The sequence below is a fragment of the Streptomyces sp. NPDC046215 genome, from assembly GCF_040646215.1.
Taxonomy (GTDB): domain Bacteria; phylum Actinomycetota; class Actinomycetes; order Streptomycetales; family Streptomycetaceae; genus Streptomyces; species Streptomyces stramineus.
In genome coordinates, this window is sequence record NZ_JBEYZW010000007.1 from 46,557 (window position 1) to 68,771 (window position 22,215).

Here is a 22,215-nt window from a genome sequence, read left to right on the forward strand (position 1 = left end):
CCACCGTGACCGAGCAGCCGCGCCACCCGGGGGCGGTGCGCGGGTGAGCCAGCCGATGACCCCCGCCGCGCGGGACCCCCTTCCCCTGCGCCGCCGCCCGGCCGTACTCCTGGCCACCGCGGTGGCCAGGCTCGTCGTCCTGCTTTCGCCCCGCCGCATCCGGCGGATCCTGTCCTGGGTCCGCCGCGGCGCCGGCCCCGCCACCGCCGAACAGGCCCTCGCCGCCCGCCGGGAGGTCGTCGCGGCGAGCGCCCGCTGCGCGGGGGAGGGCTGCTTGCAGCGCTCGGTGGCCACGGCCCTGCTGTGCCGGATGCGCGGGGTGTGGCCCGACTGGTGCACCGGGGTGCGGACGGCGCCGTTCCGGGCCCACGCCTGGGTGGAGGTCGACGGCCGCCCGATCGGCGAGCCGCACCAGGACGACTACTACCGCCGCCTCATGGTCGTCCCCGGCCTGCCCGTGGAGCGGCCACCGGGCCGGTGAACCCGGCGCGCGCTCACCCGGCCGGCATCCGGTAGACGACCAGTGCCTCGTTCTCCTTGCCGAGCACCAGCGTCCCCGGCGCCGGCGCCACTTCGCCGTCGTACGCCAGGTGGGTGTCGCTCCCGAGGCCGCTGACGCGCAGGTGCCGCACCCGGGCCGACTTCAGCACCGGCGAGTGCTTGAGGTCGCCCGTCAGCGCCGCCAGGAGCAGGCGGGTGCGGGCCAGCCGCCCGCCGGTGACCATGCGGACGTCCAGCACCCCGTCCGCCAGGTCGTGCCGCCGCACGGGGGCCAGGCCCAGCCCCCGGTAGGTGCAGTTGCCGGCGAAGAGCAGCCACAGCTGCCGCGGCTTGCCGTTGACCGTGAGCTTCAGCGGGCGGGCGGTGCGCAGCACGTGCACGGCGGCGGCCACTCCGGCCGGCCACGCCCCGATCCGCGGCGCCCACTGCTCGCGCACCCGCACCAGCTCCGGGTACGCGCCGATGCTGAAGGTGTTGAGGAACCAGCCGCCGCTCTCCCCGTCGCCGCCGTCGAAGCGCACCATGTCGACGGCCACCGCCTCACCGGTCTCCACGGCCTGGCAGGCGTCGGCCAGGGACTCGATGCCCAGGTCGTACGCGAAGTGGTTGTATGTGCCGCCGGGCAGCACCGCCAGCGGCAGCCCGTACCGCTTCGCGACCGCCGCCGCCGCGTTGACCGAGCCGTCACCGCCGAACACGCCCAGCGCGCCCCGCAGGTCGCGGGCCCGCGCGGCCGCCGTCTCCAGCGCCGCGTCCAGCCCCTCGTCCGGCCCGTCGCCCGGCTCGTCGTCCGGCCCGCTGGAGGGCTGCCCCCAGGCGATGACCTCGGAGCCCGGCAGCGCGTCCCGCACCACCTGGGCGGGGTCCGCTCCCCCCAGGGCCCGCTGGCCGGAACCGGCGTTGGCCACCACGATCAGGCCCTTGCCGCCGGGCAGCGCCGGGGCGTCCGCCCGCGGCCGGGCGGGCGGCGCGAGCTGCGCCCGGGTGGGCACCAGGCCCCGGACGGCGAAGGCCGCCCCCGCGCCCAGCGCCGCACCCGCCAGCACGTCCCCCGGGTAGTGGACCCCGGTGTAGACGCGGGAGAAGCACACCGACGCGGCGATCGGCGCCAGGGCCAGCCCCCACTTGCGGTTCTCCAGGGCGACCCCCGTCGCGAAGGCCACGGCCGACGCCGAGTGCCCCGAGGGGAACGACGTGGTGATCGGCTGCCGGGAGAGCCGGCGCACCAGGGGAACGGTCTCCAGCACCGGCCGCACCCGCCGCACGGACCGCTTGCCGATCGTGTTCACCGTCGCCGACGCCACGGCCAGCGACGCCACCCCGCGCAGCGCCGCCCGCCGCGCGGGCCGCCCGCCGACCACCACCGCGCCGGCCGCCAGCCCGAACCACAGCAGCCCGTGGTCGGCGCTGCGCGACAGCCGCGGCAGGACCCGGTCGCCGCCCGGCCAGTGCCGTGCCGCGACCGTCAGGAACGCCGCCTGGTCCCAATGACCCCATGTCTTCCGCTTCCGCATGGGCACCATGTACCCCCTCGCAGGCGTCCGACGCGGCCCCATTTCACCGGTTTGCGGCAGGGCCGGGGGCGTCCGCACCGCCGCGGCCGGCCCGCGGCGCCCGGGGTACCCCGGGTACCCGGGGTACCTCCCGGCGGCAGCCGGAGGAACGCGCCCGGTACGAGGCCGGCCCGCCGCCTCGCGATCGCCCGCACCGGGCGTCGCGGGCCACGCCCGCCGGGCGTACGGCGCGATGTCGCGGGCCCGCCCTAGTGCACGTCAGAGGCGCTGACCACGCCCATCGGCCGCCCGTCGACCACGACGGGCAGCCTGCGGACGGAGTACTGCCGCATCAGCCCCACCGCCGTGGACACCTTGTCGTCCGGGTGCACCGTCACCGGCTCGGCCGTGCACACCGACTGGCAGCTGACCGTCAGCGGGTCCACGCCGTCCGCGACGGCGCGCAGGGCGATGTCCCGGTCGGTGAGCACCCCGAGCAGCAGGCCCCCTTCGGCGACGATCACATCGCCGACGCCCTGGGAGCGCATCAGCTGCGCGGCCTCGACCAGCGAGGCGTCGGGGTGCACGGACACGATCGCCGGAGTCATGACGTCCCTCACAAGCTGTGCCATGTCAGTTCGCCTTCCCTCGTGGTGTCCTGCCCGCAGTACCCGGGGCGGGCACGGCTATGCCCCGCGGACCCGGACGACCGCGCTGCGGTCGCAGCCCGCCGGCCCCGTACCGACAATGGCGGCATGACACCCCGCACCCTGCTCACCCGGCACGGCGAGGCCCTGGACCTGTTCACCGAGCGGGTGCACGCCGTCCGGCCCGGCCAGTGGGACGACCCGACGCCCTGCACCGAGTGGACGGTCCGCGACCTCGTCAACCACCTCGCGGCCGAACAGCTGTGGGTGCCCCCGCTGCTGGAGGGGGAGTCCCTGGAAGACGTGGGCGCCGCGCTGGACGGCGACGTGCTCGGCGACGACCCCGCCGGCGTCTGGGACGGCGCGGCGGACGCCGCTCGTACCGCCTTCGGCGCGCCCGGCGCCCTGGAGCGGACCGTACGGCTGTCGATGGGGCCGACCGCCGCCGACGCCTACTGCTCCCAGATGACGGCGGACGCGGTCGTGCACGCCTGGGACCTCTCGCGCGCCATCGGCGCGGACGAGCGTCTGCCCAAGGCCCTCGTCGACCTCACCCGGCGTGAAGTGGAGCCGTACGCGGACTCCCTGGCGGCCTCGGGCCTGTTCGCCGAGCCGGTCCCGCCGCCGCCCGGCGCGGACGCCCAGGCCAGGCTCCTGGCCCTGCTCGGCCGGCGGCCCTGACCCCTCACGCCGGCCGCCCGGAGGACAGGGCGGCCGGCAGCGGTACGGGCGCCCAGGCGCCCGGCGCGGGCCGCCGCGGTACCGTCGCGCCGGCGCAGTGAGCGTCCCGGACGAGCCGGTAGCCGGGGACCTGCACGGCGGCCAGGAGCCGTGCCCAGGCGGCCGCGTTCGCCTCGACGTCCCGGGCCGCCGCGCGGAACCGCTCCGGGCTCCGCGCCCCGGCCAGCCGGCGCGCGTGCTCCCAGGCGTTCTGCCGCCAGATCACGAGCAGCTCGTGCGCGGTGAGACCGGCCACCGGGTTCCACCGGTCGTCGGCCAGGGCGACCAGAGGGTCGTACCGGCGGGCGATCTCCCGCACCGCGGGACCGTAGGCCCGGTCCAGGACGGCCTGGACCCGGTCGTAGTCGTCCTTCCGCGAGGTGCCGTCCGCACGGACGAGACCGTGCTCGGCCAGCACGTAGGGCATGTCGCGCTGGATGTGGGCGTTCACACCCAGCAGGGCGTCCTGCCCGGCGTTGACCTGGCCGGTGCGGGCCGTCTCGAAGGCGATGCGCCAGGCGGCCGGCACCGGGCGGCCCGCCCGGTCGTCCTCGTAGGCCGTGAGGTAGCGGTCGACGAACGCGCTGTTGAGGTCGCCGGCCAGCCACGACGGTTCGGCGAAGGGCTTCGACGCGAGGGACTCCCGCAGGAAGCCCTGGCTTTCCGCGTACAGGGCGGCGAAGGGCGCCCGGTGGTCGCACCCCAGCCGGTCACGGAGCGCCGCGAGCGTCCGCTCCGCCGCCGCCACGCAGGCCGGGGCCGGCTGATGGCAGCCCGCCCGCCCCGACGGCGACTCGGCCGCTGCCGGCCCGCCCGTCCACAGGACCGCCGCCGCGATCGCCGCGGCCGTCGCTCGCATGGACCTGATCCTGAGCACGTGTCAGCCTCCGGCGGGGAGAAGCGGGCATTCTCCCCGGCCCAACGACGCGCGCTCCCGCGGGTGACGAAACCGCCGCCCTACCGGCCGAACTCGGTCAGGAACGCCTCGCAGAACGCCTTGAGGTCGTCCGGCTTACGGCTGGTGATCAGGCTGTTCGGCCCGCCCGTGCAGACCTTGACCTGCTCGTCCACCCAGGTGGCGCCCGCGTTGCGGAGATCGGTGCGCAGGCTCGGCCACGAGGTGAGGGTGCGGCCGCGCACCACATCGGCCTCGATCAGCGTCCACGGCGCGTGACAGATCGCCGCCACCGGCTTGCCCGCGTCGAAGAAGCCCTTGACGAACGCCACGGCCTTCTCGTCCATCCGCAGCGCGTCCGGGTTGGCCACCCCGCCGGGCAGCACCAGCGCGTCGTACTCCGCCACCGAGGTGTCCGCCACCGTGGTGTCCACGGGGAAGGTATCGGCCTTGTCCAGGTGGTGGTATGCCTGCACCGAACCGGAGGACGTCGAGACCAGACGGGGGGTGCCGCCGCTCCGCTTCACCGCCTCCCACGGGTCGGTCAGCTCGACCTGCTCGATGCCTTCCGGTGCCACGAGAAACGCCACGTTCATGATGCGGTCCTTTCCAGGTGCTGTTCCAAAGAGGTGTTGTCCGCGGGCGGATATCCGACCGCGGTCTTCTTGCGCCGCTTGCCGCCGCGGAGGCAGCGCCACAGCTCCTCCGCGTACGGCAGGGCGACGAACCCGCCGACGGCCAGGGCGATCCCCGCCAGGTAGCGGCGGGGCAGCGGCCTGCGGCGCAGGACGAACCGCCAGGCGTCGGGATCGCCGCGCCCGCCGCGCAGCAGCGACCGCACCTGGTCGGAGTGCAGGCACATCAAGGAGGCCAGGCCCGCGAAGGGCAGCGACTCCAGGAAGCTGTGGATGTGCTGCTCGATGGGCTTGACCTCACGGTCGCTCTTCACAGCCGTCCGGACGTCCCACAGCGCCGTCGCCTCATGGGCGCCGGCGGCGCCGAGCTGCACGCTGAGCAGCAGCGGGTTGACCTCGCACACGAGGGTGAGCGCGATGGGCAGCCCCACCTCGGCCATCATCAGGGAGTGGATGAGGGACTCCTTGGTGCCGGAGGTCTCCTCGATCCGGGTGCGGCGGTGCATGGCCCAGTCGGCCACCCCGGGCACGAACCAGGAGGGCAGCAGCCCGTACATCAGGTACCGGGTGGTGACGTCCTGAACGTCCCTGCCATCGCTGCCGTTCTTCATAGGTGCTCCGTTCGGGATGGGGGTGTGCGGGGAATCAGTCCTCGCCCTCGCGGGCCGGGTCACCGTCCTGCCCGGGCGGTCGTTTGGGGCCGCCGGGCAGGAAGTCCTGCACCTTCGCCTTGATGCCCTGACGGACCATGGCCCGGCGGTCCGCGTCGCCCTTGAGGACCGACGCCGCCGTCGCCTCGATCTGGTCCCAGTCCGCGTGCGGCGGGATCGGCGGCACCGCCGGGTCCGTCACGAACTCCACGACGGCCGGGCCCTCGGCGGCCAGCGCCTGCCGCCAGGCGCCCTCGACGTGCTCCGGCTTCTCCACCCGGATGCCCGTCAGCCCGATCGAGCGCGCGAAGGCCGCGTAGGAGACGTCGGGCAGCTCCTGCGAGGGCAGGAACTGCGGGGAGCCGCTCATCGCCCGCATCTCCCACGTCACCTGGTTGAGGTCGTGGTTGTTCCACACCCCGAAGACCAGCCGCGGATCGTCCCACTGCGTGTGGTACTTGGCGGCGGTGATCAGCTCGGCCATGCCGTTCATCTGCATCGCGCCGTCCCCGACCAGTGCCACCACCGGCCGGTTGGGGTGCGCGAACTTCGCCCCGATCGCGTACGGCACCCCGCACCCCATCGTCGCGAGCGTCCCCGACAGCGAGCCGCGCATCGTGCCGCGCATCCGCACATGCCGCGCGTACCAGTTGGCGACCGAACCGGAGTCGGAGGTGAGGATCGCGTTGTCCGGCAGCAGCGGGGACAGCGCCCGCGCCACATGCTCGGGGTTCACCGGATCCGCGCTCACCGCGGCCCGGCGGGCCATCACCTCCTCCCACCGCTCCATCGACGCGATCACCCCGTCCTGCCAGTCCCGCCGCTCCTTGCGGCGCAGCAGCGGCAGCAGCCGCTGGAGGGTGGCCCGGGCATCGCCGATCAGGTTCACCTCGTACGGGTAGCGCATGCCGATCAGGTGCGGGTCGATGTCGATCTGCACGGCGCGCGCCTGCCCGTACTCCGGCAGGAACTGGGCGTAGGGGAAGCTGGAGCCGATCGTCAGCAGGGTGTCGCAGTCGCGCATCAGCTCGTACGAGGGGCGGGTGCCCAGCAGCCCGATCGACCCGGTGACGAAGGGCAGTTCGTCGCTCAGCGCGTCCTTGCCCAGCAGGGCCTTCGCCACTCCGGCGCCCAGCACGTCCGCGACCCGCTCGGTCTCCGCCCGGGCCCCGGCCGCGCCCTGCCCGATGAGGATCGCCACCTTCTCCCCGGCGTTGAGGACCTCCGCCGCCCGGCCCAGCGCCTCGTCCGACGGCACCGCCTGCCAGCCGCTGCGGTCCAGACTAGAGGGCACCATCTTGAACGCGTGCGACGGCGGCGTGTAGTCGAGGTCCTGGACGTCACCGGGGACGATGACCGCGGTGGGCGCGCGGCGCGCGTAGGCGGTGCGGATGGCCCGGTCGAGGACGTTCGGCAGCTGCTCGGGGACGTTCACCGTCTCCAGGAAGTCCGAGGCCACGTCCTTGAACAGCGCGTGCAGGTCAACCTCCTGCTGGTACGCGCCGCCCATCGCCGACCGGTGCGTCTGGCCGACGATCGCCACCACCGGCACGTGGTCGAGCTTCGCGTCGTAGAGACCGTTCAGCAGATGGATCGCGCCGGGGCCCGACGTGGCCGTGCACACCCCCAGCCGCCCGCTGAACTTGGCGTACCCCACCGCCTCGAACGCGGACATCTCCTCGTGCCGCGACTGGATGAACCGGGGCTGGTTGCCGGCCCGCTCCCAGGCGGCCAGCAGTCCGTTGATGCCATCACCCGGATAGCCGAACACCTGCTCGACGTCCCACGCGCGCAGCCTCTCCAGAATGAAGTCGGACACCTTCTGCGCCATCGTGTGTGCTCACCTGCCTCACGGCCGTCTCACGGCTCCCCTGGATTACGGGCCTGGAGACGGGTAACCGATCACCGGGCGGCGAAACCCCGGTTTACCCCCGGCGGCCCCGGGCACGCGCCCCATGTGCTTCGGACCGGAGGCACGCCCGTGGGAGCAGTCGGCGTGCTCCGGGCGTGCCCTGCCCGGGCCCGTCACGCCCCGTCGCCCCCGCGGTCATCGTCCACCGTTCAGGGAGACCGGCACATGACCCTCGCGACCCTGCCCACCGTCACGATCCCCGCGCCCCGCTCCCCTCGCAGGCACCCGCACCACGACGCCCCCGACACCCGGGCCGAGTTCGAACGCATCGCCGCCCTCCCGGACGGGCCCGCCCGGGACGCGCTGCGCCAGCAGGTCGTCCGCGCCTGGATGCCGATGGCCGAGCGGCTCGCCCTGCAGTTCCGCAACCGCGGCGAGACCGTCGAGGACCTCCGCCAGGTGGCCCTGCTCGGCCTGGTCAAGGCCGTACGCCGGTACGACCCCGAGCGGGGCACCGCCTTCGAGTCCTTCGCCGTGCCCACCGTCGTCGGCGAGATCAAGCGGCACTTCCGGGACCACATGTGGGACCTGCACGTCCCCCGCCGCGTCCAGGAACTCCGCAACCGCGTACGGGCCGCGTGCCACGAACTGGCCCGCACCGCCGACGGCCGGCGCCCGGCCCCCGCCGAGATCGCCGCGCACACCGGCATGACCGAGGACGAGGTCGGGGCCGGCCTGGAGGCCCTGGAGAGCTACAACACCCTCTCCCTCGACTCGGAACTGCCGGGCGCCGACGACGGCTACACCCTCAGCGACACCCTGGGCACCACCGAGCCCGGCTACGACCTCGTCGTGGACCGCGAGTCCCTCAAACCGGGGCTGCGGGCGCTGCCCGACCGGGAACGCGAGATCCTCTACCTGCGGTTCTTCTGCGACATGACCCAGAGCCGCATCGCGGACCGGCTCGGGATCTCCCAGATGCACGTCTCCCGGCTGATCACCCGCACGTGCGATCGGCTCTGCGAGCAGGCGGGAGGGCGGGGGGCGGCGGCTTGAGGTTGTGGCGGTTGCGGTTGCGCCTGCGGCTGGGCGTGCGGTGTGGTGGGTGGCTTCGGGCCGGCGGCGGGACTTCGGCTGCGGGCCGTCGTGTGCCGCCTGCGGCGGGAGCGCCCTGCGGGCGCGTCCTCAATCTCCCCCAGCTACCGCTGGGAGGTGCCCCCAGACAGGCTTTTCAGCCTGTCCGGCGATTGAGGACACCGCCGCGCAGCGGTGGTGCACCCCACACCCCCGACGGAGTCACCCCGCTCAGGGCCCCAGCGCCAGTGCCACATGACGCGACATCCGGTCGACCGCCCCCGCCTCCGCCATCGCGAACGCGCGCCGCGCGCCCGTGCGGAACAGCGTCAGCGCACCCCGCACCGGCGTCTGCCGCGACACCCGCAGCGGGACGCACAGCAGCGACGTCACCGCCGCCCGCACCAGCACCGGGGCGCCGTCCGCGTCCCGGCCGAACAGCTCCGCGTCGTCCGGGCGCACCTGGAACGCGGGCGTCCCCGCCGCCGTCGCCTCCACCACCAGAGGGCAGTCCGCCGGATCCTGACCGGCCAGCGCCGCGGCCAGGCCCGAATCCCCGTCCCGCCCGTCGGGGCCGAACACCGCCACCCGGCGCAGCGTTCCCCCGTCGTTGAGGTCCGCGATCACCCAGTCCGCGAACCGCCCGTGCGGCACGGCCGCCGCCCGCTCCAGCACCTGGGCCGGGGAACACCCGCGCGCCCCCAGGAGGGCGGTCGCCATGGCGTCCAGAAGATCCATCAGCTCGGCGTGGCGCGTCACCTCGCCCACGTCCACCCGCCGCGGGCGGGGCACACCGCCCGCCCCCGGCACCGGGCCCTCCGCTCCCTCGCCCGTCGGCTGGAACACCGCCAGCACCGCCGTCCGCAGCTCGCCCGGCGGCCGCAGCGCCGCCAGCGTCGCCCGCAGGGCCGTGCCCGGCTGCGCCCCCGGCAGGTGCACCACCAGGCTGCGCCCGCCCTCGCCCCGCGCCACCGCCGCCACATGGCTGCGGAACGCCGCCCGCCCGTCGTGGCGCAGCGACCCCGTCAGCGTCCGGCCGGTGGCGAACCCCGCCCGCATCGAGAACAACTGGGTCGCCGCGAAGTTCAGCCGCCGCACCACGGACTCGCCGTCGAGCAGCGCCACCGCCAGCGGCATCCGCTGGAACAACGCCCGCAGTAGCCGCTGCTCCTGGCCGTCCGCGCCCCGCCCGCCGCCCCCGTCGCGGGACGCGGCCAGCGCCTCGTACCGGGGCCACAGGAAGTCCGCCGCGTGCTGTAGTTCGAACAGGGCGGCGTCCAGCGCGGACAGCCGCTCGTGGGACGGCAGCGCCCGCGCCGTACGCAACTCCTCGACCCGCCGGCGGAAGCCCGCCAGCTCCGTGCCCAGCTCTTCGGCCTCCGCCATGGGCACACCGTAGCCGCGCCCGCCGGAGAGCGCGCCGGGCACCCGGCAGTTGTTCCCCTCCGGTTGTTTCCCTCCGGTTGTTTCCGGCAGGGCGCGCGGGGCAGCCGACTCCACGCACCCTCAGGGAGCCTCAGAGAGCTCGCAGGGAAAGGCGAAAGGAGAGTGAGCCCGTATGGAGGACGACCCGCAGCGCGGAGCCGGCGCGCTCCCCGTCGACGAGGACGGCGTGCCCTCGCTCGGCCGCGGCCTGGCCCGCCTCGCGGAACGCGCGGTGCGCTGCGCCCCCGACAGCTGCGGCGCCACCACGACCGCGGTCACCGACGAGGAACCCGAGCCGTGCACCGCCGCCACCCACCCCGACCTCTCCGCGCTCGTCGCGGCCCAGCTGGCCTCGGGGGAGGGGCCCGTCCCCGCGGCGCTCGACACCGGCCGCCCGGCCGGTTCCGACGACCTGCTCCACGACCACCGCTGGCCCGCCTACCGGGCCCGGGCCCTGGACGCGGGCCTGCGCTCCAGCACCACCCTCGTCTTCCACCGCGACACCCTCGACCTGGCCCTGACGGTCTACGGCTTCCGCCCCGGCTGCCTGGACGAGGCGTGCCGGGGCGCCGCCGGGGAACTGGGTGACCTCGCCGCGACCACCCTTGTCCGCGACCGCCGCTACCGGGAGGCCCTCGCCGAGGTCGAACAGCTCGACACGGCCCTGCGCCGCCGCCCGGTCGTCGACCAGGCCCGCGGCATCGTGATGTACGTCCTGGGCTGCGACGCGGACGACGCACTGGCGCTGCTGCGCCGGCACTCCCAGCGGACCAACCGCAAGCTCTCCGAGCTGGCGGCGGACGTCGTCGACACCCGGGGCCGGGGGCTGGAGCGCACCCTGATGACCCTCGGCAGCCCGGACGGCGCCCGGGCGGTGCGCTGAGCCCCGCCCGGCCGCCCCGCACCCCGCCGGACGAAATCCGGCTCACCCGCCCGGCCCGTGTCGGACCGCCGCGTACCCCGTGATCTGCGAAGGTGGACCGCGGGACGCAACGGCCGGACGCGGCCGTCGCGGTGACGTCGGCGTGGGCGGAGGTACGGATGCAGTCGAGCCGCCCGGCGCTGCCCGCCGTCACCGCGCCGGAGCGAGGGCTGCCCGTCCTGCCGGAGATCGCCGCCCGGCTCGCCGAGACCGCCGCGCGCACCCAACCCGAGCCCATCGGCGGCGGCCCCGAACTGCGCGCCGCCGCCTGCGGCTACTGGGCGCGCCGCGGACTGCCGACCGGCCCCGAGCACGTCGTCGCCGCCCCCGGCGCCCAGCCGCTGCTCCTCGCCCTGCTCGCCGCGGCCGGCGGTGACGTCCTGCTGACCCGGCCGTGCGCCGCCTGGTACGGGCCGCTGGCCCGCCTCGCCGGCCGCCCGTCCTACCACGTGCCCGTCCCGGCGGAGTGCGGCGGCGTGCCCGACCCGTTCGCGTTCCTGGAGACCGTCCGGCGCATCCGGGACGAGGGCGGCCGCCCCCGCGTCCTGGTCCTCTCCGCCGCCGACGACCCCACCGGCACCGTCGCGCCGCCCGAGATCGTCCACGAGGTCTGCGAGGCCGCCGTCGCGGAGCGGATGACGGTCATCAGCGACGAGACGTGGCGCGACATGCGCCACGACCCCCACGGAACCCTGTTCTTCGGCCCCGCCGAGATGTGGCCGGACGACGTCGTCGTCCTCACCGACCTCGCCGGCGCCCTCACCCCCACGGTGTGGCCCGCCGCCGTGGCCCGCTTCCCGGCCGGGGGCCACGGGCCCGTCCTGCGCGGCCGGGTCGTCGCCGCCCTCGCCGCCGTACGGGCCGAAATGCCGCCGCCCGTCGCCGCCGCGGCCGCGTACGCGCTGACCGAACCCGACCCCGTCCGGGCCCGCACCGCGGCCGTCGCCCGGCTCTACGGCGTCCTGGGCGCCGCGGCGCACGAGCGGCTCGACGCCGCCGGGGTCCTCAGCCGCCCGCCGCAGGCCGGCCCCTACCTTTACGCCGACCTCGGCGAGCTGCGCACCGCCCTCGCCGCCCGAGCCGTCACCGACTCCGTCGAACTGGAGGCCCACCTCAGCACGGCGCTGGGCCGCACCGTCCCCGGCGGCCACCGCTTCGGCGACGCCCCCGACGCCCTGCGGGTCCGCCTGTCCACCCCACCGCTGCTCGGCGCCACCGACGACCTGCGGCAACGCGCCCTCGACGCCCGCGACCCGCTGGCCCTGCCGGAGATCCGCACGGCACTGACCACTTTCGGGTCGGCGTTCAGCGCACTCGCCGGCGGCTGACCTACCGTCGATGCGGACCGTTGCCCACCACCCCGCCCGTGTCGTACGGGCGAGCGCGCCCCACCCGGCACGCGGGGCCGCGCGGCGCGCCACCCCGGTTCCCCACCGAATGGAGCCCCCTCGATGACCGAACAGACCGAGCGCTCCCTCGCTGAGCCCCGCCCCCTCGGCGGGACCCGCGTCTGGCCCAGGACGTTCGCCGACCGGCTCACCGCGCCGCTGCCCGGCGTCCGCGCCCTGGCCCGCCTCGCCCGCGAGGGCCGGCTGCGGCCCGGTGCCGAGGCGCTGCGGGACATCTCCGCGCTGCCCGTGGAGCTCGGTCCGCTGCCCGTCGTCGACGCCGCCACGACCGCCGTGACCTGGGCCGGGCACGCCAGCTGGGTGCTCCGCATCGGTGGCCTGACCGTTCTCACCGACCCTGTCTGGTCCCGGAAGATCCTCGGCACGCCCGCCCGGCTCACCCCGGTGGGCGTCCGCTGGGAGGACCTGCCGCCGGTCGACGCGGTCGTCATCAGCCACAACCACTACGACCACCTCGACGCGCCCACCCTCAAGCGGCTGCCCCGCGACACCCCGCTCCTCCTCCCCGCGGGCCTCGCCCGATGGGCACGCCGCCGCCGCTTCACGCACGTCACCGAGCTCGACTGGTGGGAGGCGGTCGAACTCCCGGGCCCGGCGGGCCCGGTGCGCTTCGACTTCGTGCCCGCCCACCACTGGAGCAAGCGCTCCCTCACCGACACGTGCCGCTCCCTGTGGGGCGGCTGGGTGCTGACCGCCCCCGGCGGGCAGCGCGTCTACTTCGCCGGCGACACCGGCTACGGGCACTGGTTCGCCGCCATCGGCGACCGCTACGCGGGCATCGACCTGGCGCTGCTGCCGATCGGCGCGTACGACCCCCGCTGGATGCTCAGCCCCGTCCACACCGACCCGGAGGAAGCGGTCCGCGCGTGCCAGGACCTGGGCGCCCGGGCGATGGCCCCCATGCACTGGGCGACGTTCGTCCTCTCCGCGGAACCCCCGCTGGAGCCCCTGCACCGCGTCCGCACGGCCTGGGCGGCCACGGGCCGCCCCCGCGAGGATCTCTGGGACCTCCCGGTCGGCGGCTCCCGCGTCCTGCCGTCGGTGGACGCGACGGCGTTGCAGAACGCGCGGTGAAGGGGGGTCTTACCGGGCGCCTTACCGGGGCGCCTTGCCGGGCGGGGCGCACGTACCGGGTGGCGGTGCGGCACTCGGGCCCCCGGCCCTACCCCGCCCCCCGCACCCGCCGCCACACCCCCGGGGCCGCGCCTACCGCCAAGGTCACGGCCACCGCCGCCGCCACGCCCTGCCACGGGCGGGTGAAGAGGGAGCCGCCCAGCACCCCGATGGCCTGGTACGTCGCCGCCCACGCCAGGCACGCGGGGAGGGCGCCGCGGGCGAAGCGCGTGGGGGAGACGTGGGAGAGGAGGCAGGCCAGCATCACCGGGATACGGCCCGCCGGGACCAGGCGGGACAGGACCAGCACCGTCACCCCGTGCTCCGCCAGTTTCGTCTGCGCGCGGGCCAGGCGTTCCGGTGCGGCCCGGGCGCGGAGGCGTTCCAGCCGGCGGGAACCGTTGTCGGACGCGACGCCCCGCCGGCCGAGGGCGTACAGGCCCATGTCGCCGAGGAACGCGGCGCCCGAGGCGACCAGGAACACCCACAACAGGGAGAACGGGGAGCTCTGGTGGAAGGCCACCACCGCCGCCGAGCTCACCAGCGCACCCGTCGGCACCACCGGCACCAGGGCACCCAGCGCCACCAGTAGGAACAATGACGGGTAACCGACGGCCTGCTGCGTCGACTCCGGAGGGACGGCGCGGGTCACCGCCTCGGCGAGTGGGCCGATCACACCGCCCCCAGCGGCCGCACCGACTCGCCGTGGGCCAGCCGGTGCACCCCCGCCTCCGGCGCCAGCCGGGCCGCCAGGCGCACGAACTCCTCGCCCGGCGCGTGGAATTCGTGCGGCCGCACCCCGTCCAGGCCGATCGGCCAGTACGTGCCGTAGTGCACGGGCACCGCGCTGCGCGCCCCGAGCGCGGCGAGCGCCCGGGCGGCCCGGCCCGCGTCCAGGTGGCCGTGGCCCAGGAAGGGGCCCCAGCCGCCGACCGGCAGCAGCGCCACGTCCACCGGCCCCACCGCGTCGGCCATGCCCGCGAACCAGCCCGTGTCCCCGGCGAAGTACGTCGTCGCCGAGCCGTGCACCACGTAGCCGAGCGCCGGCACCCGGCGCGGCCCGTACGGCAGGCGGCGCCCGTCGTGCTCGGCGTGGACGGCCCGGATCCGCACGTTCCCGACGTCCACCTCGTCCCCCGGGCGGGTCTCGCGCAGCCGCAGGCCGCGGGCCGAGGCCAGCCGGCGCAGGCCCGGCACGGCCGCCGGCGCCCCCTTCGGCACGACGAGGAGGGTGCCGGGGGCGATCCGGGCCAGCGAGGGCAGATGCAGGTGGTCGGCGTGCAGGTGCGAGACGAGCACGGCGTCGGCGACCGCGGCCGCCGCGGGCGGCAGCGCGCCCCGGCGGCGGCGCAGGTGGGCCAGCCGCCGGACGAAGAGCGGGTCGGTGAGCACCCGGACCCCGGAGTCCTCCACCGTCGCGGTGGCATGCCCCCACCAGGTGATCTCCACCGACACCCGGCCACCTCCCTGGCTCGTCGCCGCCCTCCCCGTGGACCCCAGCCTACGAGCCCCGGCCTGGGGCGTGTCCGCGCCGTCGTATCCGGCCCGCGATGCCTGGGTGCCGCCGGGCGGCAGCCGGGGAACTCGGCGGTTCTCGGGTTCACCCGAGTGTGCCCGGTTCGGGGGCGGCCGTGGGCGCGGTGGTGCGGACGCGCCCCGGGGGCTTGCGAGCGCGCCTGGGGCGTGTCCGCGCCGTCGCGTTCGGCTCGCGATGCCTGGGGCGCCGGGGGTGCCGCCGGGCGGTCGCCGGGTTCTCGGGTTCCCCCGAGTGCGTCCGGCTCAGCGGTGACCCTCGACGCGGCGTCGCGGAAACGCGCCACGGCCTATGAACGCGCCTCAATGACATGCACACATACCGGCCGAGCCGACTGCGGGTCCGTCGTCTCCCGCTCCCGCCGCATCCCGAGCTTGCGCATGATCTTCTCGGAGTCGTCGTTGCCGATCTGGTGGACGCCCACGACCCGGGCCAGCCCGCGGTCGCGCAGCGCGAAGTGCAGCACCGAGCGCGCGGCCTCCGTCGCGATGCCCCGGCCCCAGAACGGGCGGCCGAGCCGCCAGCCGATCTCCACCGCCGGCAGGATCTCGGGCAGATAGGAGGGCACCGACAGCCCGGCGAAACCGGCCAGTTCGCCCGTCTCCCGCACCTCGACCGCGAAGAGCCCCACCCCCCGTTCCTCCCACTCCCGCTCCCACTCCGCGATCCCCGCGGCCGTCTCCCCGCGGCCCCGCACCGAGCCGTCGGCGATCCAGCGCATCACTTCCGGGTCGGCGTTGATGGCGGCCATCGGGCCGAGGTCGTCCTCGCGCCAGCGGCGGAGCGTCAGTCGGGGCGTGCGAAGGGAGGTCATGTCCGCATCCTGCCCAGCGGCACGGCGGTTGCCACGTGCACGTGAGGGTGTTGTGACGTTCTGTCGATCAAGTGATCCGTCCCTCCGGACGGGTTGACCTACCCTTCCACCATGGGGCGTGTGAGCAGCGCGGTTCGCCGCGCCGGAAGACGGGCCGGGGAGCGATGGCAGGAGGTCGTCGTCCCCTGGGCGGCCGGCACGCTCACCATGCTGGTCCTGGCCGGGGCCCTGCCCGACTTCCGGCTGCAGTCCGCCGACGGGGAGAGCGCCACCCGGGTGGCGATCACGGCGGCGCTCGGCGCCGGTGCGTTCGGCCTGCTCAGCGCGGTCGTCTGGCCGCTGCTCGTCCGGGCCATGCTGCTGGTGCCGGCCCTCGTGCTGGGCCTGCTCGTCTTCTTCCTCAACGGCTCGCTGCTGCTCATCGCCCTGGCCCTCATCCCGGTCGGCAGCGGCGCCGCCGAGCCCGAGACCGCCGTCGTGGTGGCCGCCGCGATGTCCGCGGCCTCCTCCGCCGCGGGCGCGTCCGTCGCCCTGCGCGACGACGGCGCCTACCGCCGCCGGCTGGCCCGCCTCGCCGGCCGCGGGCGCCGCCGCGGCGGCCGTCCGAGCGGGCCGAGCACCCCCGGCACCGTCTTCCTCCAGCTCGACGGCGTCGGCCACGACGTCCTCCGCGACGCCCTGCGCGAGCGCACCGGGCCCGGCGGCCGCGCCCGGCCCCCGCTGATGCCGACGGTCGCCGGCTGGCTGGGCACCACCCACCGCCTCACCCCCTGGCGCACCGACTGGTCGAGCCAGACCGGCGCCAGCCAGCTCGGCATCCTGCACGGCTCCAACGAGGACGTGCCCGCCTTCCGCTGGTACGAGAAGGAGACCGGCGAGATCCTGGTCAGCGGCCGGCCCACGGGGGCGGCCGAGCTCCAGCGGCGGGCCGTCGCCCGCACCGGTGACGCCGGGCTGCTGGCCGCGGACGGCGCCAGCCGCGGCAACCTCTTCAGCGGGGGCGCCGGCCAGGTCGCGCTCGTCCTGTCCGTCGCCGCCCGCCGCGGCCGGCACAACCGCTCCCGCTCCGGCTACTTCGCCTACTTCTCCGACCCGGCCAACGCCACCCGCACCGCCGTCTCCTACGTGGCCGAGGTCTTCCGCGAGATCGGCCAGGCCACCCGCGCCAGGATCCGCCGGGAGAGCCCCCGCCTGGGCCGGGGCGGCCTCTACCCCTTCGTCCGGGCCTTCGCGACGGTCGTCGAGCGGGACGTGGTCGTCGCGGCCGTCCTCGGCGACATCCTCTCCGGGCGCACCGCCGTCTACGCCGACCTCGTGGGCTACGACGAGGTCGCCCACCACTCCGGGCCGCGCGGACGGGACACCCACCAGGTGCTGCGCGGCCTCGACCGCGCCGTCGCCCTGATCGCCAAGGTCACCGAGCACGCCCCCCGCCCGTACCGCCTGGTGCTCCTCTCCGACCACGGCCAGAGCCCCGGCGAGACCTTCGCCGCCCGCTACGGGACGACCCTGGAGGAGCTGGTGCGGGGCGGCTGCGCCGCCGCGGCCCGCGAGCCGGTGGTGCTCGCCTCGGGCAACCTCGGGCTGGTGTCCTTCCCCGACCTGCCCGGCCGGGCGAGCCGCGAGCGGATCGAGGAGCGGCACCCGGCCCTGCTGCGCACCCTCGCCGACCACCCGGGCATCGGCTTCCTGCTCGTCACGTCCGAGGAGCACGGGCCGGTGGTGCTCGGCCCGGGCGGCAGCGAGCACCGGCTGGAGACCGGCGAGGGCGCGGCCACCAGCCCGCTGCGGGCCCTGGGGCCCGGGGCGGCCGAGGCCGTGCGGCGCACGGCCGGGTTCCCGCACACCGCCGACATCATGATCAATTCGGCGTACGACCCGGCGACGGGCGCGGTGCACGCCTTCGAGGAGCAGATCGGCTCGCACGGCGGGCTGGGGGGCGAGCAGGGCCGTCCGTTCCTGCTGTGGCCCGTGGAGCTCAGCCCGCCGGTGGCCGCCGGCGAGGAGCTGGTGGGCGCGGAGCGGGTGCACCGGGTGCTGCGGCGCTGGCTGGGGGAGGCGAGCGGCCCCCAGGTGCCGGTAGAGCAAATTCCGGTTGTCCGGAAGGTGGCGGACGAATCGCTGCCGATGGGCGATTTGCCAGCACCTTTTGCGGTCGGCGACCCGGGAATGCTTGACAAAACCCAGTGATTTGGCGGAGTGTCGCGCCTCGTTGAACCATGTGCTGTCGCAGACCCGGCGACCTGCCCGCAGGACGAGAGGCGCACCACCCCATGCACGACACCGACGGCAAGAGCCGCCGTTTCGGCCTCCCCACGGCCATATCCCTGGTCATGGGCAACATCATCGGCGGCGGCATCTTCCTGCTCCCCGCCTCGGTCGCCCCCTTCGGGACCGTCAGCCTCCTCGCCTTCGGTGTCCTCACGGTCGGTGCCATCGCGCTCGCCCTCGTCTTCGGGCGCCTCACCGAACGCTTCCCGCGCACCGGCGGCCCGTACGTCTACGCCCGCGAGGCGTTCGGTGACTTCGCCGGCTTCCTCTCCGCCTGGTCGTATTGGACGATGACCTGGGTCAGCAACGCCGCGCTGGCGGTCGCGGGCGTCGGCTACGTCCACGTGCTGACCGGCGGCGACGGCTCCAAGGCCGGGGACCTGGCCCTGGCGCTGGCCATGATCTGGCTGCCCGCGCTGGCCAACCTCGCCGGCACCCGCTGGGTGGGCGCCGTGCAAATGATCTCCACGGTGCTGAAGTTCGTGCCGCTGCTGTTCGTCGCCGTCGTCGGGCTGTTCTTCTTCGACCCCGACAACCTCGGCTCCTTCACCGCCGGCGACGGCAACTGGACCGGCGGGCTCACCGCGTCGGCCGCGATCCTGCTCTACAGCTACGTCGGCGTCGAGTCGGCCGCGATGAGCGCGGGCGAGGTCCGCGACCCCGAGCGCAACGTCGGACGCGCCAGCGTCTTCGGCACCATCGGCGCCGCCGTGGTCTACCTGCTGGGCACCCTCGCCGTCTTCGGCAGCGTCCCGCACGACAAGCTGGTCGACTCCACCGCCCCGTTCTCCGACGCGGTCAACGCGATGTTCGGCGGCGCGTGGGGCGGCACGGCGATCGCGGTCTGCGCCGTGATCTCCATCGTCGGCGCGCTCAACGGCTGGACGCTGATGAGCGCCCAGGCCCCGTACGCGGCCGCCAAGGACGGGCTGTTCCCCGCGGTGTTCGCCAAGAAGCGGCGCGGAGTGCCCACGGCGGGCGTGCTGGCTGCGGCCGTCCTCGCCTCGCTGCTGACCGTCATCAACTACACCTCCGGGGTGGCCGGGGTCTTCGAGATCCTGGTGCTGATCACGACGTTCTCCGCGACGGTCCCGTATCTGCTCTCCGCCGCCGCGCAGGTGTACTTCCTGCTGACCGGGCGGCGCGGAAAGGTCCGCCCGGCCCGCTTCACGCGCGACATGGTGCTCGCGCTCGGCGCGTTCGCCTTCTCCTTCTGGCTGGTGGCCGGCGCCGGTTACGCCGCCGTCTACCAGGGCGTACTGTTCCTGTTCGTCGGCATCCTGCTCTACGCGTGGATGGCGGCCCGCCGCCCGGAGGCGACCCCGGACGCGGAAGCCGCGGCGGACGCGGAAGCCGCGCCCGCCGCGGTGACGGGGCTCGCCGACGCCGTCAGGCGCTGACGCCCCCGTCGAGGACGAGGTCGGCGCCGACGGTGTAGCCGGCCTCGTCCGAGGCGAGGTGGAGCACGGCGGCGGCGATCTCCCCGGTGGCCCCCGCCCGCCCCACCGGCACGGTGTCCCGCATCCGCCCGGCCTTCTCCGCCGCCGACTCGCCGGGCCGGGAGGACATCGGGGTGTCCACCGGGCCGGGGCTGACGGTGTTGATCCGCACGCCGTCGCCGATGTGGTCGAGGGCGGCGTTGCGGGTCAGGGCGGTCACGGCCGCCTTGCTGGTCACATAGGCGCCGAGGCCCGGCAGCCGCACATGGGCGCCGAGGTTGGACGCGACGTTCACGACGGCACCGCCGCCGTGCTCGCGCATGTGGCCGATCTCGTACTTCATCGACAGCCAGATCCCCTTGAGGTTCGTGGCCATGGTGCGGTCCCAGTCCTCCTCGTCGATATCGGCGATCTTGGCGGGGGCCGCGAGCAGCCCGACGTTGTTGACGGCCACGTCGAGGCTCCCGAAGCGGTCGACGGCCGCCTCGACGAGGGCCCGCACCTCCGCCGCCCGCGTCACGTCCGCGGTGATCGCGGCGGCCTCGCCGCCCGCGGCCTCGACGAGGGCGACGGTCTCCTTCAGCGGCTCCGCCCTGCGGCCCGCGACGACGACCCGGGCGCCCTCACGGGCGAAGGCGAGCGCGATGGCCCGCCCGATGCCCGTCCCGCCGCCGGTGACGAGGACGGTCTTGCCGGTGAAGCGTGAGGTCATGACGACGACTCCTACGGGGCAGATGTGTTTTAGTTATTAACTAGAACGATTGGTCTTGAAAAGAGACATGCGTCAACCGGGAGGCGGCTCGCGCCCCGCCGGTTCAGTCCAGCCGGTTCAGTCCAGCAGGCTCAGGGCCTGGTCGGCCGCGTCCCGCAGCCGCGCCGGGCCCGGGTTCACCTTGCCGACGACGCGCATGCCCTGCAGGAGCACCATCAGCATCCGCGCGAGGGCGGCCGGATCCCGGCCCGCGGCGAGCTCCCCCTGCGCCCTGGCCCGCATCAGCGCCGAGGTGAGGGCGGTCTCCAGGCTGTTCCAGCTCTCCTCGACGCTCCGCGCCGCCGCCCGGTCGCGCGCCGCGAGCTCGACGGCCGTGTTGGTCACGAAGCAGCCGCGCCGCAGATCGTCGCAGGCGGACTCCGCCGCGAACCGGCGGACCAGGGCCCGCACGGCCGGCAGCGCGGGGCCGGGCTGGGACAGCTCCTCCACGAGGGAGGGGCCGCTCTGCTCCCCGTACCGTTCCAGCGCCTTCAGGTACAGCTCGCGCTTGCTCCCGAACGTCGCGTAGAGGCTCGCCCGGGCGATGCCGAGCTCGGCCACGAGGTCCGCCATCGACGTCGCCTCGTAGCCGCGCCGCCAGAACAGCTCCAGGGCTGCCTGCAGGGCGGCGTCGGGATCGAATTCCTTGGTCCTGGCCACGTCCTCACGATAGAGGTATCCAGAATGATCGGTCAATAAAGCGGGGTCATGCCGGGGAGCCGGCCCCCGGGGGCGAGAGAGGATGGAGCGCGCACAGTTCGGCGACCTCGGCCCGGACGGCGGCCCGGACGGCGGCGTCGAGATGCCACTCGCGGGTGCCGGTCGCCCGCACGGCCGACAGGACGCGGTCGACCAGGGCCGCGCACCGGCGGACGGCGTCCTCCTCCATGCCCCGGGCCGCCAGCAGGTTGGTGCCCAGCCGCAGACCGCTGGTGACGCCGGGACCGTGCGGGTCACCGGGGATCTTGTTCTTGTTCACGATGATTCCGCAGGACTCGAGCGCCTGCTCGGCGATGATGCCGGTCAGGCCCCTGCGGCTCACGTCGACGAGCACCATGTGGTTGTCCGTGCCGCCGGTGAGGACGTGGTAGCCCGCGGCGGCCAGCGCCGCGGCCAGCGTGGCGGCGCCGTCGAGGACGCGTCCGGCCAGCTCCTTGAAGGCGGGCTCCGCCGCCAGCGCCAGCGCCCGGCCCTTGGCCGCTATCGCCTGGAGCTGCGGGGTGCCCTGGACGAAGGGGAACACCGCGCTCTGGAGGGTCTCGGCGAAGGTCCTGCGGGAGCCGGGCACGCGCGTGCCGGCGTCCTTGCCCATCAGGATGAGCCCGCCGCGCGGCCCGTAGAGCTGCTTGTACGTGCTGGTCGTGGTCACATGGGCGAGGTCGATGGGGCTCGGGTGCAGACCGGCCACCACGAGACCGGAGATGTGGGAGATGTCGGCGAGGAGGACGGCCCCCACCTCGTCCGCCACCGCACGGAAGCGGGCGAAGTCGATCGTGCGGGGGTAGGCGCTCGCCCCGCAGACGATCAGCTTGGGCCGGTGCTCCCTGGCGAGGCGCTCGACCTCGGCGAAATCGATCAGCCCCGACGCGTCGGTGCCGTACCCCACCGAGGTGAAGTAGCGCCCGGAGACCGAGGCGCGGGAGCCGTGGGTGAGGTGGCCGCCCGCGCTCAGCTCCATCCCCAGCAGCACGTCGCCGGGTTCCAGGAGGCTGAAGAGCACGGCCTGGTTGGCCGTACTGCCCGAGTGCGGCTGGACGTTGGCGTACTGGGCGCCGAAAGCGGCCTCGGCCCGCCGCACCGCCAGCCGCTCCACCTCGTCCACCACCTCGCAGCCCGCGTGGAACCGGGCGCCGGGATACCCCTCGGTCGTGACGTTGCCGAGCACCGTGCCCTCGCAGGCGGTCACGGACGGGGGCGCGACGCTGGCGGCCGCGATCATGGCGAGCGTCTCGGACTGCCGCCGGTGCTCGCGCTCCAGCAGGTCGTACAGTTCGGGGTCCTCCTCGCGCAGTTGACGGATGCCGAGCTGCGCGTAGGAGGCGAGAGGGCTGGAAGACATGTCGGGCACCG

General features: G+C 75.1%; 21 protein-coding genes. 8 read left to right on the top strand and 13 right to left on the bottom strand.

Going from position 1 to position 22,215, the window contains the following annotated elements; translation table 11 throughout:
* Positions 1 to 43 precede the first annotated feature (43 nt).
* Complete coding sequence (locus ABZ951_RS04985) at positions 44 to 481, top strand: lasso peptide biosynthesis B2 protein (protein WP_344093871.1); 438 nt, start codon at positions 44 to 46, stop codon at positions 479 to 481.
* Positions 482 to 494: 13 nt separating this feature from the next.
* On the opposite strand, the gene ABZ951_RS04990 is transcribed toward ABZ951_RS04985, so the two are convergent.
* Positions 495 to 2,015 (bottom strand): phosphatase PAP2 family protein, encoded by a 1,521-nt coding sequence (locus ABZ951_RS04990; protein ID WP_344093873.1) that lies wholly within the window; start codon positions 2,013 to 2,015, stop codon positions 495 to 497.
* Between the two features lie 248 nt (positions 2,016 to 2,263).
* The gene (locus tag ABZ951_RS04995; RefSeq protein WP_344093875.1) at positions 2,264 to 2,626 is read right to left on the bottom strand and encodes a CBS domain-containing protein; all 363 of its coding nucleotides are present in this window, start codon (positions 2,624 to 2,626) and stop codon (positions 2,264 to 2,266) included.
* A 123-nt stretch (positions 2,627 to 2,749) separates the two neighbouring features.
* Between ABZ951_RS04995 and ABZ951_RS05000 the strand changes: the two genes are divergently transcribed.
* Positions 2,750 to 3,322, top strand: coding sequence for a TIGR03086 family metal-binding protein (locus tag ABZ951_RS05000; protein WP_344093877.1), 573 nt, complete (start codon positions 2,750 to 2,752; stop codon positions 3,320 to 3,322).
* A 4-nt stretch (positions 3,323 to 3,326) separates the two neighbouring features.
* On the opposite strand, the gene ABZ951_RS05005 is transcribed toward ABZ951_RS05000, so the two are convergent.
* The 4 genes from ABZ951_RS05005 to ABZ951_RS05020 form a co-directional block, all read right to left on the bottom strand.
* Entirely contained in the window at positions 3,327 to 4,220 is an 894-nt protein-coding gene (locus ABZ951_RS05005; RefSeq protein WP_344093879.1) for a DUF5995 family protein, read from the bottom strand.
* A 98-nt stretch (positions 4,221 to 4,318) separates the two neighbouring features.
* Complete coding sequence (locus ABZ951_RS05010) at positions 4,319 to 4,852, bottom strand: type 1 glutamine amidotransferase domain-containing protein (protein ID WP_344093883.1); 534 nt, start codon at positions 4,850 to 4,852, stop codon at positions 4,319 to 4,321.
* Entirely contained in the window at positions 4,849 to 5,502 is a 654-nt protein-coding gene (locus ABZ951_RS05015; RefSeq protein WP_344093885.1) for a diguanylate cyclase, read from the bottom strand. Before ABZ951_RS05015 ends, ABZ951_RS05010 begins: the two co-directional genes overlap by 4 nt.
* Before the next feature lie 34 nt (positions 5,503 to 5,536).
* Positions 5,537 to 7,372, bottom strand: coding sequence for a thiamine pyrophosphate-requiring protein (locus ABZ951_RS05020; protein WP_344093886.1), 1,836 nt, complete (start codon positions 7,370 to 7,372; stop codon positions 5,537 to 5,539).
* Between the two features lie 246 nt (positions 7,373 to 7,618).
* Here ABZ951_RS05020 and ABZ951_RS05025 point away from each other — a divergent pair, with 246 nt between their 5' ends.
* Positions 7,619 to 8,449: a SigB/SigF/SigG family RNA polymerase sigma factor gene (locus tag ABZ951_RS05025; RefSeq protein WP_344093888.1), complete on the top strand. Its 831-nt coding sequence runs from the start codon at positions 7,619 to 7,621 to the stop codon at positions 8,447 to 8,449.
* A 249-nt stretch (positions 8,450 to 8,698) separates the two neighbouring features.
* Here ABZ951_RS05025 and ABZ951_RS05030 read toward each other — a convergent pair whose 3' ends face one another.
* Positions 8,699 to 9,853 (bottom strand): PAS domain-containing protein, encoded by a 1,155-nt coding sequence (locus ABZ951_RS05030; protein WP_344093890.1) that lies wholly within the window; start codon positions 9,851 to 9,853, stop codon positions 8,699 to 8,701.
* A 172-nt stretch (positions 9,854 to 10,025) separates the two neighbouring features.
* Here ABZ951_RS05030 and ABZ951_RS05035 point away from each other — a divergent pair, with 172 nt between their 5' ends.
* From ABZ951_RS05035 to ABZ951_RS05045, 3 genes are all read left to right on the top strand, one after another.
* Positions 10,026 to 10,775: an ANTAR domain-containing protein gene (locus tag ABZ951_RS05035; protein ID WP_344093892.1), complete on the top strand. Its 750-nt coding sequence runs from the start codon at positions 10,026 to 10,028 to the stop codon at positions 10,773 to 10,775.
* Between the two features lie 158 nt (positions 10,776 to 10,933).
* Positions 10,934 to 12,142: an aminotransferase class I/II-fold pyridoxal phosphate-dependent enzyme gene (locus tag ABZ951_RS05040; RefSeq protein ID WP_344093904.1), complete on the top strand. Its 1,209-nt coding sequence runs from the start codon at positions 10,934 to 10,936 to the stop codon at positions 12,140 to 12,142.
* A 123-nt stretch (positions 12,143 to 12,265) separates the two neighbouring features.
* Positions 12,266 to 13,297, top strand: coding sequence for an MBL fold metallo-hydrolase (locus ABZ951_RS05045; RefSeq protein ID WP_344093894.1), 1,032 nt, complete (start codon positions 12,266 to 12,268; stop codon positions 13,295 to 13,297).
* An 88-nt stretch (positions 13,298 to 13,385) separates the two neighbouring features.
* Here the strand turns inward: ABZ951_RS05045 and ABZ951_RS05050 are convergent, their stop codons facing one another.
* The 3 genes from ABZ951_RS05050 to ABZ951_RS05060 form a co-directional block, all read right to left on the bottom strand.
* Positions 13,386 to 14,009, bottom strand: a complete 624-nt coding sequence (locus ABZ951_RS05050) for a VTT domain-containing protein (RefSeq protein WP_344093906.1) — start codon at positions 14,007 to 14,009, stop codon at positions 13,386 to 13,388.
* Positions 14,009 to 14,791 carry an MBL fold metallo-hydrolase gene (locus ABZ951_RS05055; protein ID WP_344093897.1) on the bottom strand — a complete coding sequence of 261 codons (783 nt, stop codon included), beginning with the start codon at positions 14,789 to 14,791 and terminating at the stop codon, positions 14,009 to 14,011. The genes ABZ951_RS05050 and ABZ951_RS05055 overlap by 1 nt, the downstream gene beginning before the upstream one ends.
* Before the next feature lie 368 nt (positions 14,792 to 15,159).
* A complete protein-coding gene (locus ABZ951_RS05060; RefSeq protein WP_344093900.1) occupies positions 15,160 to 15,684 on the bottom strand; it encodes a GNAT family N-acetyltransferase in 525 nt (174 codons plus the stop codon).
* A gap of 120 nt (positions 15,685 to 15,804) precedes the next feature.
* On the opposite strand from ABZ951_RS05060, the gene ABZ951_RS05065 reads away from it, so the two are divergent.
* Both ABZ951_RS05065 and ABZ951_RS05070 read left to right on the top strand, forming a co-directional pair.
* Positions 15,805 to 17,874, top strand: coding sequence for a phage holin family protein (locus tag ABZ951_RS05065; protein ID WP_361279002.1), 2,070 nt, complete (start codon positions 15,805 to 15,807; stop codon positions 17,872 to 17,874).
* An 83-nt stretch (positions 17,875 to 17,957) separates the two neighbouring features.
* Positions 17,958 to 19,355, top strand: a complete 1,398-nt coding sequence (locus tag ABZ951_RS05070) for an amino acid permease (protein ID WP_344094649.1) — start codon at positions 17,958 to 17,960, stop codon at positions 19,353 to 19,355.
* Here the strand turns inward: ABZ951_RS05070 and ABZ951_RS05075 are convergent.
* The 3 genes from ABZ951_RS05075 to glyA all read right to left on the bottom strand — a co-directional run bounded on the left by ABZ951_RS05075 (position 19,345) and on the right by glyA (position 22,204).
* A complete protein-coding gene (locus ABZ951_RS05075) occupies positions 19,345 to 20,106 on the bottom strand; it encodes a glucose 1-dehydrogenase (RefSeq protein ID WP_344094647.1) in 762 nt (253 codons plus the stop codon). The genes ABZ951_RS05070 and ABZ951_RS05075 overlap by 11 nt on opposite strands.
* A gap of 117 nt (positions 20,107 to 20,223) precedes the next feature.
* Positions 20,224 to 20,805 carry a TetR family transcriptional regulator gene (locus ABZ951_RS05080; protein WP_344094645.1) on the bottom strand — a complete coding sequence of 194 codons (582 nt, stop codon included), beginning with the start codon at positions 20,803 to 20,805 and terminating at the stop codon, positions 20,224 to 20,226.
* Positions 20,806 to 20,851: 46 nt separating this feature from the next.
* Positions 20,852 to 22,204, bottom strand: a complete 1,353-nt coding sequence (gene glyA / locus ABZ951_RS05085; protein WP_344094643.1) for a serine hydroxymethyltransferase — start codon at positions 22,202 to 22,204, stop codon at positions 20,852 to 20,854.
* Between the last annotated feature and the right edge of the window lie 11 nt (positions 22,205 to 22,215).